We start from the raw sequence: 14,284 nt of genomic DNA, 5'->3' as shown, positions 1-14,284 counted from the left end.
GCTCTCCTCGGATGCGGTGCGCGGGAGGTCGCGGGGCTGGGCGACTGGAGGCACGGATTTAGTAGGTGCCACGAAGGTTTTAGTACGTGACACCAATTAAATTAGTAGGTGCCACGTACCTTTGCAAGTAGAATCCGCAACATGACCTCACCGCGCGACACCGCGCCCCCTGTGGCCGAGGACCTCGGCCTGGTCGACGCCCTCGCCCAGCTGTCGTTCCTGGTGCAGAACGCGCTGGCCGAGCTCGCCGGGGAGCACGACCTGTCGGTCACCCAGACACGGCTGCTCGGGATACTGCGGGACCGGGAGCCGACGATGAACGAGCTCGGCCGTCACCTCGGCCTCGACAAGTCCTCGATCACCGGCCTCGTCGACCGCGCCCAGCGCCGGGGCCTGGTCACCCGTACGCCCAGTACCGTCGACCGCCGCTCGTTCCAGGTGTCGATCACCGACACCGGCCGACAGCTAGTGGAGCAGGTCGCCGCTCAGTTCGCCGAGCGGATCGAGAGGTGTGTCGAGCCGCTTCCCGGAGCCGACCGGAAGCGGCTGTCACGAATGGCGACGCGGATCGTGACCGCCGACGCCCTCGACCGGGGCATCGACCTGCGCACCGATCCCCGCTGACCGGACTCCGTCAGAGGGAGCCGCGCGGCACCGTCACCACGTGCTTGCCCACGACGCCGCCGCGCTCGAACGCCTGGTGCGCCGCGGCGATGTCCGCGAGCGGGTACACGCTGTCGATCACCGGGCGCAGCGCGCCCGAGGTGACACGGTCGGCCACATCGCGCAGCACGGGTGTCTCGGGGTTGGCGCTGAAGGTGCGGATGCGGCGGGAGCCGTGCACGCTCGACGCGGCGATCGCGGCGATGGCGGACGGGGACAGTCCGACGGTGACCATCCGGCCGCCCTTGGCCAACCGGCCGCGGTAGCAGTGCAGTTCCGTGCCGACGGTGTCGACGATGACGTCGAACGGCCCGATCATGTCCGAGGTGGTGGAGCCGTAGTCCAGGACCTCGTCGGCGCCGAGGTCGGTCAGGAGCTCGGCGTGGCGGTCGCGGGCCAGCGCGGTCACATGGCCGCCCATGGCGTGCGCCAACTGCACGGCGGCGGTGCCGACTCCGCCGGCCGCGCCCCGGACCAGGACCTTCTCGCCGCTCTCCAGGCGCACACTGTCGCGCAGCGCGATCAGCGCGGTGGAACCCGCGACCACCAGGGAGGCCGCCTCGACGGACGAGAGGTCCGCCGGGGCGTGCGAGATGCGCTCCGCGGAGACCACGACATACTCGGCCGCCCCCGCGACGGAGTGCCGCTGCCGGGGGTGCACCATGCCCCACACCCGGTCCCCGACCCGGTAGCCCTCGACACCGGCGCCGGTCGCGGCGACGACGCCGGCGAAGTCCAGCCCCACACCGATCGGGAAGCGGCGCCCCGACACCATCTTCAGCTGCCCCGTCCGGACGATCACATCGTGCCCGTTGACGCTGGACGCCTCGACCGCCACCAGGACCTCACCGGAGCCGGGAGCGGGACGGTCCACTTCATTGACCTGCAGAACGTCCGCAGTACCGAAACCCGTGATCTGAACGGCCTTCATGTCGCTGTCCTTCCGTGGTGCGCTGTGTGGTTGATCCGATGCTGGACCCTGCACGCGACATCACGGTCGTTCTCCTTTTCCTGGGTCTGCCAGACCCACCCTCGCGGGCCGTGTCGACGGCATACTGGCGCGGTGACCGACTCCTCCCACGCCATGAGCGACGATCCCCGACGCGAACTCGCGGAGTTCCTGCGCACCCGCCGAACTCGGCTGCGGCCGGAGGACGTCGGCCTGGAACCCGGCCCGCGACGGCGCGTCGCCGGACTGCGGCGCGAGGAACTGGCCCTGCTGGCCGGGGTGAGTTCGGACTACTACCAGCGCATGGAGCAGGGCCGCGACGTACGCCCCTCCGAACAGGTCCTCGACGCCCTCGCGCGCGCCCTCGACTTCTCCGCCGAGGAGACCCGCCACCTGCACGGCCTCGCCGCCGCCGCACGCAACCCGGCCCGCCCGCCGCGTTCGTACGAGCCGGAGGAGGTACCGGACACCACGCTACGACTGCTGCACGGCATGACCGCGCCCGCTCTCGTCGTCGGCCGTTTCCTGGACGTGCTGGCCTGGAACCCGCTCGGCGGTGCCCTGTTGGGGGAGTTCACCCGGCAGCCTCAGAAGGAGCGGAACCTGCTGGCACTGTTCCTCCACCCCCAGGCCGATCAGACGTGCCCCAACCGGGCGGCCACCGTGGCGGAGCTGATCGGGATGCTGCGGACGCAGGTCGCCGCCGATCCCGGCCACCCGCGCGCCGTCGAGCTGGTGGGTGAACTCGCCGTCCGCAGCGACGAGTTCGCGGCGCTGTGGGCGCTCCACGACGTGACGGAACCGACCCGCGGCCAGATGCGCCTCGACCACCCCCGGGTCGGCGAACTGAACCTGGACTGGGACGCCTACCCGATACCGGGCAACCCCGGTCCCGCGCTCATGGTCTGCACCGCCGCCGAGGGCAGCCTCGACGCCGAGCGACTCCAACTCCTCGCGGGCCTGCTCGACGTCCGCTGAGGCCGGTCCTCGGTCAGCCGCCCAGCCGCAGTCCCGCGAGCCGCCGCTCCAGAAACCTCCGCTCCGCCGCGTTCTCCACCAACTCCAGCGCCCGCTCGTACGCTTCGGCCGCTTCCGCCGTACGACCGCTGCGGCGCAGCAGATCTGCGCGGGTCGCGGGCAGCAGGTGGTAGTCGGCCAGTTGGCCCGACCGCTCCAGTTCGGCCACCAACTCCAGGCCCGCGTCCGGGTGTTGGGCCATGCCCACGGCCACGGCCCGGTTCAGGCGCACCACGGCGGAGGGCACGAAGCGCTCCAACTCGCCGTACAGGCCCGCGATATCGGCCCAGTCGGTGTCGTCGGCCGTGGGCGCGGTGGTGTGGCAGGCGGCGATGGCGGCCTGGATCTGGTACGGCCCGGGGCGGCCCCGGCGCAGCGCGGTCTCCAACAGGGCGGCGCCCTCGTCGACTTCGGCCCGGTCCCACGCCGTACGGTCCTGGTCCTCCAATGTCACCAACTCACCCGCCGCGTCCACGCGCGTGTCGCGGCGGGCGTCGTGCAGCAGCAACAGAGCCAGCAGCCCCAGTACTTCGGGCTCGTCCGGCATCAACTGGGCCAGCACGCGGGCCAGTCGGACGGCTTCGGCGCAGAGGCTCGTGCGGACCAGGTCGGCGCCGGACGTGGCGGCGTATCCCTCGTTGAAGAGGAGGTAGACCACGCCGAGCACACCCGTCGTGCGCTCGGGCAGCAGATGCGCGGGCGGTACCCGGTAGGGGATGCCGGCGTTGCGGATCTTCTTCTTGGCGCGCACCAACCGCTGCGCCATGGTCGCCTCGGGGACGAGGAAGGCGCGGGCGATCTCGGGGGTGGTCAACCCAGCGAGCGTGCGCAGGGTGAGCGCGACCCGGGCCTCGATGGGCAGCGCGGGGTGGCAGCACGTGAAGAGCAGCCGCAGCCGGTCGTCCTCGACCCCGCTGTCGTCGCCGTCGTACTCCGGGTCGTACGGTCCCTCGTCCCGCCCCAGCACGGCGACCTCCCGGAGTTTCGCCGCCCCGACCGCCTCCCGGCGCAGGACGTCGAGGGCGCGGTTGCGGGCGGTCGTGGTGAGCCAGGCGCCGGGGCGGCGCGGGATTCCGTCGCGCCGCCACCGGTCGAGCGCCTGGGCGAAGGCGTCCTGCGCGCACTCCTCGGCGAGGTCCCAGTCGCCGGTCACCCGGATCAGGGTGGCGACGACCTGGCCCCACTCCTCGCGGAAGGCGGCGGCGACCGCCTCCTCGACGTCCGGCACGTTCACTCCCAGACCGGCCGCACCTCGACCGAGCCGCCGGCCAGCGCGGCGGGGTGCCGGGAGGCGAGCGAGATCGCCTCGTCGAGGTCGGCGACCTCGATGATGTCGATGCCGGCGACGTACTCCTTGGACTCGACGAACGGGCCGTCGCTGAGCAGGACTTCGTCGCCCTGGACGCGGACGGTGGTGGCGTCGGAGGACGGACGCAGACGGGCCCCGCCGCGCATCAGGTCACGGCTGCGGACCTCGTCGATGTAGGAGGTGAAGCGGGGGTCGGCGGCGATCTCGGCGGGGCTGAGTTCCTCGCCGTCCACGGGTGTGCAGATGAGCAGGACGTACTTCATGACCGTTCCCCGGTCTTCTCGGTGGCGGGTGAGATGTGTTCGTGGACGATCTGCCAGCGTAGTCCGGTGTTGCGGTAGCCGGTGGTCACGCGCAGTACGTCGTCCAGCGGCCGGCCGTCGGTGCGGGTGCCGCGCAGCCGGACGAGGGCGTGCCCGAAGGCGACGGACTCGTCGACGTGGACGTGGAACTCCAGCACCTCGCGGGTCAGGGGCCAGGTCACGCCCCCGAGGACGTCCTCGACGGCCTTGCGGAAGGCGGCGGTCCCGGGCCGTTCGGCGTCCAGCGCCCGGATCTGCGTCTCGGCGTCCTCCTCGCCGTCCATCGGCCAGAAGGGGCGCACCTCCATGGCGCCGAGGGTGGCCACGGGGTGCTTGGCGGCGGCCTCGACGGCCTCCTCCAGTGTGTCGCACTCCAGGATGTCGAATCCGGCGACGTACTCCTTGGTCTCCGCGAACGGCCCGTCCGTACGGAGCACCTCCCCGCCGCGCACCCTTACGGTGACGGCGTCGGCGGGCAGCGCGAGCCGGTGACCGTGCAGCCGTACGCCGCGGTCGCCCAGTTCCTCCACCCAGGGTTCGACGGGTGCCATCCCGGAGGCGTCGGCGGTGTCGTCGCCGCACACGAGCAGCATGTACTTCATGGATCCTCCCGGTCCTCATGAGCTTCCTACACCCCACCGACGAACGCAGCCGCGCCGAATCGACACCCCTTCCGAAAAACATGAAGAGGCCGGGGCGGCAAGGCCCCGGCCTCCTTCTACGACGTACGGCCTACGCGGTCGCCGCCTGCACCGACGGCTCCCCCGCGGCCACGGTCGAGCGCTCGGTGTTCTTGCGCACCAGCAGCAGGGTGACGACCGCGCCCAGCAGGGAGGCGCAGCCGCAGATCACCACGCCGAGGGCCATGCCGTGGCCGAGGGCGGTCTGCGCGGCGGCCTTGGCCTGGGCGCTGCCCGCGTTGACGACGGCGAGCGGACCGGCCGCCTTCTCCATGCCCGCGTCGGCCCCGCTGAGCTTGCCGACGAGGGCGGACGACGCGGCGCTCATCGCGATGGTGCTGATGACGGCCGGGCCGAGGCCCTGGCCGAACTCGCGGACCAGGCTGGTCGCGCCGCTGGCCATGCCGGTCATGTTGATCGGTACGGCGTTCACGGCGGCGGAGGTCAGCGAGGACACCACGCAGATGAAACCGACGCCGAGCAGCAGCACCGGGCCGATGAAGGCCGCGAGGGAGGTGGTGGTGATGGGCAGGGCGGCGATCCAGAACTGTCCGGCGGCCATCGGCAGCAGGCCGCCCATCAGCAGCCAGCGGGCGTCGATCCTCGTGAGCATCCGGCTGAGCACCGGCGCCAGCAGCAGCGGGATCAACTGGAGGATCACGAACGGCATTCCGGCCCGCAGCGGGCTCAGGTGCATCACCGCGCCGAGGCGGATCGAGACGCAGTAGGCGGTGCCGATGAAGCCGAACATGCCGGCCAGCGCGACGACGGCCGCCGCAGCGAACGAGGGGATCTTCAGCAGGCCGAGGTTGAACATCGGGGAGGCCGCGCGGGTCTCCGCGACGACGAACCCGACGAGCGCGACGGCCGCCAGGGTCAGCGAGCCCACGATCGCCGCGCTGCCCCAGCCGCGGTCGCCGCCCTCGATGACGCCCCAGAGCAGGGCGGTCAGGCCGACGGCGATGGTGATCTGCCCGGGCCAGTCCAGCGCGCGCCCCTCGGGCGCCTTGGAGTCGGTGACGAGCTTCCAGGAGGCGACCGCGACGACCAGACCGAGGACGACCGGCGGTACGAACGCCCAGCGGAAGTCGGCGACCGTGGCGAGGATCCCGGAGGACAGCGGGCCGAGCGCGGAGGCCAGGGAGATGGACAGCGCCCAGGTGGAGACGGCTTTCGCCCGGTCCTTGCCGTCCGGTGTGGCCGCCGCGATGACCGCGAGAGAGCTGGGGAAGAGCGCGGCGGCGCCGATGCCGGCCAGGGCCTGCCCGGTCCACATCATGGTGATGTTCTGCGAGGTGGCGTTGAGGAGTTCACCGAGCGCCAGGACGAGCCCGCCGAGCACCAACAGCCGCTTGCGGCCGAAGAGATCGCCCACCACACCGAAATTCAGTTCCAGAATCGCGGTGGGGAGAATGAATGCGGAGGTGACCCAGGCGACCTGGGAACCCGAGGCGCCGAATGCGGCCTGGATTTCCCCGTTGATGGGCGAGGGAACGGTAATGCACAACTGTGCCGCCGCGACCGCGAGACAGCACGCTATGAGCGTTCCGGGGTCCAGTCTTTTCAAGGAGATCGAATCCGTCATCGTGCGTGCCCTCACTCTGCGTTTTTCTCTATGAGTTCGATGAGATTTCCCTCGGGGTCGCTGACCCAGGCCATGCGCACTCCGGGCTCGGGGGACGGCCCGGGTGCCATGACCTCGCCCGCGCCACGGGCCACCAACGCCTCGTGGACGGGGTCGAGTTCGGGGGTGGTGACCGCGAAGTGCCCGTATCCCTCGGTGAGTACGGCGGTCATCGGGTCCGGCGCGCGCGGGCCGGGGGCGGAACCGGGCCTGGCGAGCAGCTCGATGCGCCAGCCCCGCGGATGCTCCAGGACGACGCCGCGCAGACCGGGCCCTTCGAGGTGGAACTCGAAGACGCTCTCGAGCCCGAACGCGCTCTGGTACCAGGCGACTTGGGCCACCAGATCGCGTACGTTGACGCCCACATGGTCGAGTCGGACGGTCACGGCGGCTCAGCCCGCCATCGCGCTGTCGCCGCCGTCGACCATGAGGTTGGCGCCGTTGACGAAGGCCGCCTCGTCGGAGCAGAGGAAGGCGGCGACCCGCGCGATGTCCTCGGGCTGCCCCACCCGCCCGACCGGGATACGCGCCTCCAACTGGGCCCTGGGGCCGTCCGGATCGTCGAGGAAGGGCGCGGTCGCGGAGGTGCGGGTCATGCCGGGAGCGATGGTGTTGACGCGGATGCGGTGCGGGGCGCCGGCCGCGCACAGGTGCATGCTCATCGCCAACACCCCGCCCTTGGCGGCCCCGTGGGGCACCATCGGCATGAACGGCGCCCCGCGTACGGCGGCCACGGAGGCGACGTTGAGAACGGCTCCGCCACCACGCGCGATCAGGTGCGGCCAGGCGGCCTGGGTGCAGAAGTAGGGGATGTCCAGCTCGTTCTTGATGGTGAAGTACCAGTCCTCGGCCGGCATGGTCTCGAACGGGCCGTTCCGCAGCGCGGAGGCGTTGTTGTAGAGGATGTCGATCCCGCCGAAGGCCGCGATCCCGGCCTCGATCCACTCGCGGGCGCCGTCCTGGGTGGACAGATCCACGGGTGCCGGGGACCGCATGATTCCGCCGGCCTTTTCGACGAGTTCCACGGTCTCGGCCGCACTGTCCTCGTCGATGTCACAGCCGAAAACCTCGGCGCCCTCGGCCGCGAATATCTGCGCCGCGGCCCGCCCTATTCCTGCCCCCGTCCCACTGATGAAAGCGATTTTCCCGGCCAGTCGACCCATGATTGCCAAGTCCCTTGTCCCGTGCCGCCGTGGTGCGGTGGTGGCAGCGTAGGTACGGCCATTGACCAGAACAAGAAATGGGTCAACGAAGGGCCATCGGGGGTTCGTATGGCTGGTATGAGGCGCGGAGTGAAGGACTCGTCCCGGGTTTCACAGGAATCGTCAGAGGACGTCGAGAACGGCCTTCCCACGCAGGCTGCGACCGCTCAGCGCCTGCACGGGCTCGGCGATCCGGTCCCACGGGCCGCGCCAGCCGACCGGCACCCGCAGCCGGCCGTCGCCGACCAGCGCGAGCAGCCGCTTCAACTGCGCCTGCCGGTCGGCGAGTCCACCGCCGTTGTAGACCGACACGATCGCCTTGGTCACTCGTCTCGGGGCAACCTGCCCGGAACCGGTGTTCTTCCCGCCGTCCGCCACCCGATCACGGTTGGATGGAGCCATGAGCACCGACGAGCACGCACGGCTGATGCGCGCCAACCAGGCCAACTGGGACGCCCGCACCCCCGTCCACCTCGCCAGCCGGTTCTACGGCCTCGACGGCGACCCGGACCCGGAGCGCTGGTTCGCCGCCTTCGAGTGGGACGACCTCGGCGAGCTGACCGGCCGTGACGTGCTCCACCTCCAGTGCCATCTCGGCACCGAGACCCTCGCGTTCGCGCGGCGCGGGGCGCGTGCCACGGGCCTCGACTTCTCCGAGGCTTCGGTGGCCGCCGCGAACGACATCGCGGCGAAGGCGGGCCTCGACGTCGGCTACGTACAGGCCAACGTGTATGACGCCGTGGAGGCCCTGGGACAACGGCAGTTCGACGTCGTGTACACCGGCAAGGGCGCCCTGTGCTACCTGCCCGATCTCCCGCGCTGGGCCGACGTGATCGCCCAACTCCTGCGCCCCGGCGGCCTGTTGTACATCGTCGAATTCCATCCCCTGCTCAACTCCCTGGGCCCGAAGCCGAATCCGGGCGAGGGACCCGAACTGCTGCTGCGCCACGACTACCTGGGTGGCGGTGGTCCGGTGCACCGGGACGCGACGTTCACGTACACCGACGGCCCGGCCGTGGTGGACGCGACCGACAGCTACGAGTGGATGCACGGAATAGACGAGGTCATCAACGCGTTGTCGACGGCGGGACTGAGCATTCGACGGCTCCGCGAGAGCGACGAACTCCCGTGGCCGCGCTGGCCCCGGATGGAGCGCACCCCGACCGGCTGGTGGCGACTGCCCGAGCCGCGGATCCCTCTTCTCTACGGCCTGCTGGCGAGCCGCTGAGCCGTATCTCACAGCCGGACCCGCACCGGGTGTGCTACGGTGCGGTCAGCACTTGTGTACGCCCCGTTCCGGGCGCCGGTGCCAGCACCACTTCTTCTCCGCCGACCGGCCCGTCGATTCCGACCGGCACACGGCTTCTTCACATCACCTCGTGACCGGCTTTTTTCCGTCGCACCCGAGGTGATGTTCCCGCCGCCCCGAGGAGCGCTCATGCGCCCTCCCTCTGCGGCTTCTCCCCCTTCCTTCCGCATGACACATGCAACCGTCCTTGAAAGGACCACCCATCATGACCACCACACTCGAACCCCCCGTACAGGACCAGCCCCGCACCCAGACCGCGACCGGTGTCCTCGACATCGACGGCAACGGGAAGGGGCACCTGAGGGCGCTGAACCTCCAGCCCTCATCCACCGACCTCCAGGTCTCCCCCGCGCTGATCCGCCGTCACGGCCTGCGCAAGGGCGACCTCGTGGAAGGCGTCCGCGGCGGGCAGCGCGCCCTGACCGAGGTCGCGTTCGTCAACGGCCGTACGCCCGAGGAACTGCGCGGCCGACGCCACTTCGGCGACCTCACTCCGCTGCACCCGCGTGAGCGGCTGCACCTCGAACACCCGGCGGCCGGCCTGACCGGACGCGTCGCCGACCTGATCGCCCCCGTCGGCAAGGGCCAGCGCGGGCTGATCGTGGCCCCGCCCAAGACCGGCAAGACCGTACTGCTCCAGCAGATCGCGGCGGCCGTCGCCGGCAACCACCCCGAGGCCCGGCTGATGGTCGTGCTGCTCGACGAGCGGCCCGAGGAGGTCACCGACATGCGGCGCTCCGTGCGCGGCGAGGTGTACGCCTCCACCTTCGACAAGGCCCCCAAGCAGCACATCGCGCTGGCCGAGCTCGTGATCGAACGGGCCAAGCGGCTCGTCGAGGCCGGCGAGGACGTAGTGATCCTGCTCGACTCCCTGACCCGACTCTGCCGGGCGCACAACAACGCGGCGGCCTCGGGCGGCCGTACCCTCAGCGGCGGTGTCGACGCGACCGCGCTGATCGGCCCGAAGAAGTTCTTCGGCGCCGCACGCCTCGCCGAGGAGGGCGGCTCGCTCACCATCCTCGCCACCGCACTGGTCGAGACCGGTTCCCGTGCCGACGAGTTCTACTTCGAGGAGCTGAAGAGCACCGGCAACATGGAGCTGCGCCTCAGCCGCGAGCTGGCCTCCCGCCGGGTGTTCCCGGCCGTCGAGATCAACCCGTCCGGCACCCGCCGCGAGGAACTCCTGCTCACCCCGGCCGAGTTGACGGCAGTACGCGGCCTGCGTCGCGTCCTCCAGAACAGGGACGGCCAGAGCAGCACAGAAACCCTGCTGGAGCGCATGCGCGAGACTCCGGACAACGCGACGTTCCTGCGCCGCATCCAGCCCACGCTGCCTTCCAACTGACCCGAGCCTCATCCCCTGGGGGCGCGGGGCTGTGTCGATATGCGGCTCCGCCGTGTGGGCGCGACCAGCCCCCACCGACCGGCAGACAAACCACTAGCGCATCCGGGTGCACACTCACCCCGCTCGGCCCCGCCAGCACCCTCGGCGACGACTCCGTTCCTACGTTTGCGGTATGACAATCGGATTCTCACCCCGGATCGCAATGTCGGCCTGCGCCCTCTGCCTGACAGGCGTCCTCGCGTTCACCCCCGTCACGGCGACAGCCAACACCGGGTCGGATCCCAGCACCCAGGTCCACCTCCATCCCGGCGCCCCCCAACTCCCGGACATCTCCGCCCTCTCCTGGCTCGTCGCAGACACCAACACCGGGGAAGTACTGGCCGCCCACGACGCGCATCGCAGACTCCCGCCCGCCAGCACCCTGAAAACCCTGTTCGCCCTGACCGTCCTCCCCACGCTCCCCGGAGGGCTCCGGCACCGCGTCAGCGAACAGGACCTGGCCGGCATCGGCGAGGGCAGCAGTCTGGTCGGGGTCGAGGCGGGGCACACGTATCGCGTCGCCGACCTGTGGCGCGGGGTCTTCCTCAACTCCGGGAACGACGCCGTGCACGTCCTGGCCGCCCTCAACGGCGGCTGGGACGTCACGGCCGCCCGGATGCAGGCCAAGGCGCGCTCTCTGGGCGCGCTCGACACGCATGTCATCTCGCCGGACGGCTACGACACCGACGGCCAGGTGTCCTCCGCCTTCGACCTAGCGGTGTTCGGGCGGGCCGGGCTGCGCAACGCGGACTTCGCGCGGTACTGCTCCACCGCCGAGGCCGAGTTCCCGGGTGACGGATCGTCGTACGCGATCCAGAACACCAACCGGCTGCTGACCGGCAACGACGGCGTCGAGCCGTATCCGGGGCTCATCGGTGTCAAGAACGGCTACACCACCCACGCGGGCAACACGCTGGTCGCGGCAGCGCGTCGGGGCGGGCGGTCGCTCGTCGTCACGGTGATGAACCCTCAGGCGGGCGGCGGCTTCACCGTGTACGAGGAGGCGCGCGAGCTGCTCGACTGGGGTTTCGCGGCTGCCGGGCGGGTCGATCCGGTGGGGTCGCTGGACGCGTTGCGAGCGAGCCCGCGGCCGGGTCCCGCCGCCGTGCCGGTGGCCGCCGCGGTCGCGGCGGACGACGGTCCGGGGTGGGCGGAGACGGCCGCGGTCGTAGGCGCCGCCGTACTCGGTGCGGGAGCGGTGGTGCTGGCGTTGCGGCTGAAAGGCCGGCGGCTTCCCGGGGCCTGACCGGTCGGCAGCCACAGCAGCAGGCCGAGCGTGACCCAGGTGTACGTGTTGCTGCCGAGGAAGCCGTCGATGCCCGAGGAGTCGTCGAACCACAGCCACACGACGCTGGTGCACATCACCGCGTACAGGGCGCCCGCGATGCGCCGGTGCCCGGCGCGGACCAGCACGGCGAACGAGGGCAGCAGCCACACGAGATGGTGCACCCAGGTGATCGGGCTGATCAGACACGCGGTCAGCCCGGTCAGCGCGAAGGCCGCCGTCCAGTTCCCCGCGACGACCGCACGCCGGACCCGCACCGCCCATACGCCCAGCACGAGCAGGACGACCGTCGCCCAGAGCGGGCGGCCGGTCTCGCCGAGGCGCGCCAGGACGCCTTGCAGGGACTGGTTGGAGACGTAGTCGAGGCGGCCCACGCGGGTGGTGTCCCACATCGCCCGGGTCCAGTAGAACTTCGAGGCACTCGGGACCACCAGGGCCGCGAGCCCGGTCGCCGCGAGCGCCACGGCCGTCGCCACCGCGGCGGCTTTCCAGCGTCTGGCCACCAGCAGCAGGCCGATGAAGAGCGCCGGCGTGAGCTTGATGGCCGCCGCGAGGCCGATGCCGACACCCGCCCAGCGGCTCCGGCCGGTGGAGAGCAGCCAGCCGTCGCCGAGGACGAGGGCCAGCAGCAGGAGGTTGACCTGGCCGAAACTGAAGGTGTCGCGCAACGGCTCGAACAAGGCCAGCCCGCAGGCCACCAAGGCCCACCCGAACCAGCCGTAGCGCCGCCATCCGGGCCCCGCCAGGATGCGCAGCACCACGGCGAGCGCCGCCAGGTTGAGGAGCAGCGCGGCGACGATCGCGGCGCCGAGCCCGAGGTATCCCATCGGGGCCATGCTGACGGCTGCGAACGGCGGGTAGGTGAAGCCGTATGTCGTGCCGGGCACGTGGTAGTCGTAGATCCGGCCGCCGTGGTGGAGCCAGGTGTGGACGGTGCCGTAGTAGACGCGCAGGTCGAACCAGTCGCGCAGCAGTGGGACGGTCGCGGTGAAGACGGTCACGGTGGTGGCGAGGGCCAGCACCAGGAGGATTCGGCCGCGGTCGGTGGTGGGTGTTCTCATGCCGTACGTCCCAGGGCCGGGGCCTCTGCCGCCTGGCGGGCCTGCCAGAGGACGACGATCGCGAGGACGCCGCCGGAGACGGCCAGCACGAGTTGTCCGATGTCCGCGGGCCCGCCACTGGGCAGGACCGCGAGCGCGAGGACGCCTGTCACGGCGGCCACCCGGTGGCGTACGGACGTGCTGGGCGCGGCGGCGGCGATGAGGAAGAGACCCCACAGGGCGTACCAGGGACGGATCGCCGGACCGAAGGCGGCCACCACCGCGAGGCTCAGGCCGAGCGCGTAGACCGGGCTGGGCCGCAGCCGCAGCCATATGGCGAGGATCGCCGCGCCGGTGACCGCGAGTCCGAAGGCGTGCCAGGCCGGGATCGCGAAGGGGGCGAGACCGCTGCCGAGGTGTTCCAGCAGGGCGCCGGTGGCACGGCCGAGGAGGCTGGTGAGGGCCCAGTTGTGCGCCGAGACAGGGGTGTCGAGGGCGCCTATCCAGCCGTAGCCCGTGCCTGCGACGGCCGTGGCGGCGACCGTGGTGACCGCGGACGCGACGACCGTCGTCGTGACGGCCTTGGCCGGGCTGCGGCCCGCGCGGATCTGGAGCAGCACGACCGCGGCGAGCCCGAGCGCGGCGGGCGCCTTGACGAGCGCGGCGAGCGTGACGAGTACGGCGCCCAGGATCGGCCACCGGCCACGTGCGGCGACCAGGCCGATGCCCAGCAGTCCGAGCATGATGGCGTCGTTGTGGGCGCCCGCGACCAGGTGGAGCAGCACCAGCGGGTTGAGGGCGCCCAGCCAGAGCGCGGCGGCCGGGTCCGCGCCGCTGTGCCGGGCGAGCCGGGGCAGCGCGGCGGCCATCAGTCCCACCCCGAGCAGGGCGACGAGCCGCATCCCGAAGAGTCCGGCGGGGAGTTGGCCACGGGTCAGTCCGGACAACCCCGAGGCCATGGCGAGGAACACCGGGCCGTACGGCGCCCCGGTGTGCTGCCACAGGGGGGCGACCTCGTCGGCGAGGGGACCGCCGAGCGCGGCGGGGCCGTGCGCGTAGACGTCCATGTGGGCGTCGACCATGGCACCCTGCGCGAGATAGCTGTACACGTCCCGGCTGAACAGCGGCGGCGCGAGCAAGAGCGGGGCCGCCCACACGGCGAGGACCAGCAGCAGGGAACGCGGGGTCGGCGGTTCGGCGCTGCGGATCAGCTTGCCCAGCAGCAGCCAGGCCGCTATCAGCAGGACGACACCGAAGTAGACCCCGACCAGCCCCAGCGCGGCCTGTGCGGAGGCCGGGGAGAAGAGGTCGGCGGACGGAAGCGCGCCGGCCGTCTCACCGCCCAGCGCGAGGACGGCGGTACCGGCCAGACCCAGTACCTGGCAGCGGCGGAGATCGACGGGAAAAGCCATGGCCAACACTCGGTCAGCTTGTCAACGCGGGATGGCGGGAAAGCGACGCCCCGCTCTCCGTGCGGCGGACTGCGCGTGACCTCCGTGTGCTCGGGCCTCGCTGTCAGT

At 71.4% G+C, this 14,284-nt stretch carries 14 protein-coding genes and 1 pseudogene; 5 read left to right on the top strand and 10 right to left on the bottom strand.

Going from position 1 to position 14,284, the window contains the following annotated elements; translation table 11 throughout:
* Nucleotides 1-141: 141 nt before the first annotated feature.
* The gene (locus tag OC490_RS27580) at nt 142-624 is read left to right on the top strand and encodes a MarR family winged helix-turn-helix transcriptional regulator (protein WP_262060706.1); all 483 of its coding nucleotides are present in this window, start codon (nt 142-144) and stop codon (nt 622-624) included.
* A gap of 10 nt (nt 625-634) precedes the next feature.
* Here the strand turns inward: OC490_RS27580 and OC490_RS27575 are convergent, their stop codons facing one another.
* A complete protein-coding gene (locus OC490_RS27575) occupies nt 635-1,594 on the bottom strand; it encodes an NADP-dependent oxidoreductase (protein ID WP_262060705.1) in 960 nt (319 codons plus the stop codon).
* A 153-nt stretch (nt 1,595-1,747) separates the two neighbouring features.
* Here OC490_RS27575 and OC490_RS27570 point away from each other — a divergent pair, with 153 nt between their 5' ends.
* On the top strand, nt 1,748-2,590 hold the full coding sequence (locus OC490_RS27570; RefSeq protein ID WP_262060782.1) for a helix-turn-helix transcriptional regulator: 843 nt from the start codon (nt 1,748-1,750) through the stop codon (nt 2,588-2,590).
* A 13-nt stretch (nt 2,591-2,603) separates the two neighbouring features.
* On the opposite strand, the gene OC490_RS27565 is transcribed toward OC490_RS27570, so the two are convergent.
* The 7 genes from OC490_RS27565 to OC490_RS27535 form a co-directional block, all read right to left on the bottom strand.
* A complete protein-coding gene (locus OC490_RS27565) occupies nt 2,604-3,863 on the bottom strand; it encodes an RNA polymerase sigma factor (RefSeq protein WP_262060704.1) in 1,260 nt (419 codons plus the stop codon).
* The gene (locus OC490_RS27560; RefSeq protein ID WP_262060703.1) at nt 3,860-4,201 is read right to left on the bottom strand and encodes a YciI family protein; all 342 of its coding nucleotides are present in this window, start codon (nt 4,199-4,201) and stop codon (nt 3,860-3,862) included. Before OC490_RS27560 ends, OC490_RS27565 begins: the two co-directional genes overlap by 4 nt.
* Complete coding sequence (locus OC490_RS27555; RefSeq protein WP_262060702.1) at nt 4,198-4,842, bottom strand: YciI family protein; 645 nt, start codon at nt 4,840-4,842, stop codon at nt 4,198-4,200. Before OC490_RS27555 ends, OC490_RS27560 begins: the two co-directional genes overlap by 4 nt.
* Before the next feature lie 130 nt (nt 4,843-4,972).
* Entirely contained in the window at nt 4,973-6,505 is a 1,533-nt protein-coding gene (locus OC490_RS27550; RefSeq protein WP_262060701.1) for an MFS transporter, read from the bottom strand.
* An 11-nt stretch (nt 6,506-6,516) separates the two neighbouring features.
* Nucleotides 6,517-6,930 carry a VOC family protein gene (locus tag OC490_RS27545; protein ID WP_262060700.1) on the bottom strand — a complete coding sequence of 138 codons (414 nt, stop codon included), beginning with the start codon at nt 6,928-6,930 and terminating at the stop codon, nt 6,517-6,519.
* A gap of 6 nt (nt 6,931-6,936) precedes the next feature.
* Entirely contained in the window at nt 6,937-7,707 is a 771-nt protein-coding gene (locus OC490_RS27540) for an SDR family NAD(P)-dependent oxidoreductase (RefSeq protein ID WP_262060699.1), read from the bottom strand.
* Between the two features lie 162 nt (nt 7,708-7,869).
* Entirely contained in the window at nt 7,870-8,124 is a 255-nt protein-coding gene (locus tag OC490_RS27535) for a zinc-binding dehydrogenase (protein WP_262060698.1), read from the bottom strand.
* A gap of 22 nt (nt 8,125-8,146) precedes the next feature.
* On the opposite strand from OC490_RS27535, the gene OC490_RS27530 reads away from it, so the two are divergent.
* From OC490_RS27530 to OC490_RS27520, 3 genes and pseudogenes are all read left to right on the top strand, one after another.
* The gene (locus OC490_RS27530) at nt 8,147-8,974 is read left to right on the top strand and encodes a class I SAM-dependent methyltransferase (protein WP_262060697.1); all 828 of its coding nucleotides are present in this window, start codon (nt 8,147-8,149) and stop codon (nt 8,972-8,974) included.
* A gap of 286 nt (nt 8,975-9,260) precedes the next feature.
* A complete protein-coding gene (gene rho, locus OC490_RS27525; protein ID WP_262060696.1) occupies nt 9,261-10,400 on the top strand; it encodes a transcription termination factor Rho in 1,140 nt (379 codons plus the stop codon).
* 172 nt (nt 10,401-10,572) lie between these two features.
* Nucleotides 10,573-11,349: pseudogene (locus OC490_RS27520) on the top strand (D-alanyl-D-alanine carboxypeptidase family protein); the annotation flags it as partial.
* Nucleotides 11,350-11,408: 59 nt separating this feature from the next.
* Here the strand turns inward: OC490_RS27520 and OC490_RS49410 are convergent.
* On the bottom strand, nt 11,409-12,785 hold the full coding sequence (locus tag OC490_RS49410) for a glycosyltransferase 87 family protein (RefSeq protein ID WP_315986709.1): 1,377 nt from the start codon (nt 12,783-12,785) through the stop codon (nt 11,409-11,411).
* Nucleotides 12,782-14,176: a polyprenol phosphomannose-dependent alpha 1,6 mannosyltransferase MptB gene (mptB, locus tag OC490_RS27510; RefSeq protein ID WP_262060694.1), complete on the bottom strand. Its 1,395-nt coding sequence runs from the start codon at nt 14,174-14,176 to the stop codon at nt 12,782-12,784. The genes OC490_RS49410 and mptB overlap by 4 nt, the downstream gene beginning before the upstream one ends.
* Nucleotides 14,177-14,284: the final 108 nt, after the last annotated feature.

This window comes from Streptomyces sp. STR69 (assembly GCF_024519455.1).
In the GTDB taxonomy this organism is placed as follows: Bacteria; Actinomycetota; Actinomycetes; order Streptomycetales; family Streptomycetaceae; genus Streptomyces.
Note: the sequence above shows the minus strand (reverse complement) of the source record. Positions and strands in the feature narration are given on the sequence as shown.

Coding starts and splice junctions, on each gene's coding strand:
- OC490_RS27575 (WP_262060705.1), bottom strand. CDS start 1,594: ATGAAGGCCGTTCAGATCACGGGTTTCGGTACTGCGGACGTTCTGCAG.
- OC490_RS27570 (WP_262060782.1), top strand. CDS start 1,748: ATGAGCGACGATCCCCGACGCGAACTCGCGGAGTTCCTGCGCACCCGC.
- OC490_RS27555 (WP_262060702.1), bottom strand. CDS start 4,842: ATGAAGTACATGCTGCTCGTGTGCGGCGACGACACCGCCGACGCCTCC.
- OC490_RS27540 (WP_262060699.1), bottom strand. CDS start 7,707: ATGGGTCGACTGGCCGGGAAAATCGCTTTCATCAGTGGGACGGGGGCA.
- OC490_RS27560 (WP_262060703.1), bottom strand. CDS start 4,201: ATGAAGTACGTCCTGCTCATCTGCACACCCGTGGACGGCGAGGAACTC.
- mptB (WP_262060694.1), bottom strand. CDS start 14,176: ATGGCTTTTCCCGTCGATCTCCGCCGCTGCCAGGTACTGGGTCTGGCC.
- OC490_RS49410 (WP_315986709.1), bottom strand. CDS start 12,785: ATGAGAACACCCACCACCGACCGCGGCCGAATCCTCCTGGTGCTGGCC.
- OC490_RS27550 (WP_262060701.1), bottom strand. CDS start 6,505: ATGACGGATTCGATCTCCTTGAAAAGACTGGACCCCGGAACGCTCATA.
- OC490_RS27580 (WP_262060706.1), top strand. CDS start 142: ATGACCTCACCGCGCGACACCGCGCCCCCTGTGGCCGAGGACCTCGGC.
- OC490_RS27530 (WP_262060697.1), top strand. CDS start 8,147: ATGAGCACCGACGAGCACGCACGGCTGATGCGCGCCAACCAGGCCAAC.
- rho (WP_262060696.1), top strand. CDS start 9,261: ATGACCACCACACTCGAACCCCCCGTACAGGACCAGCCCCGCACCCAG.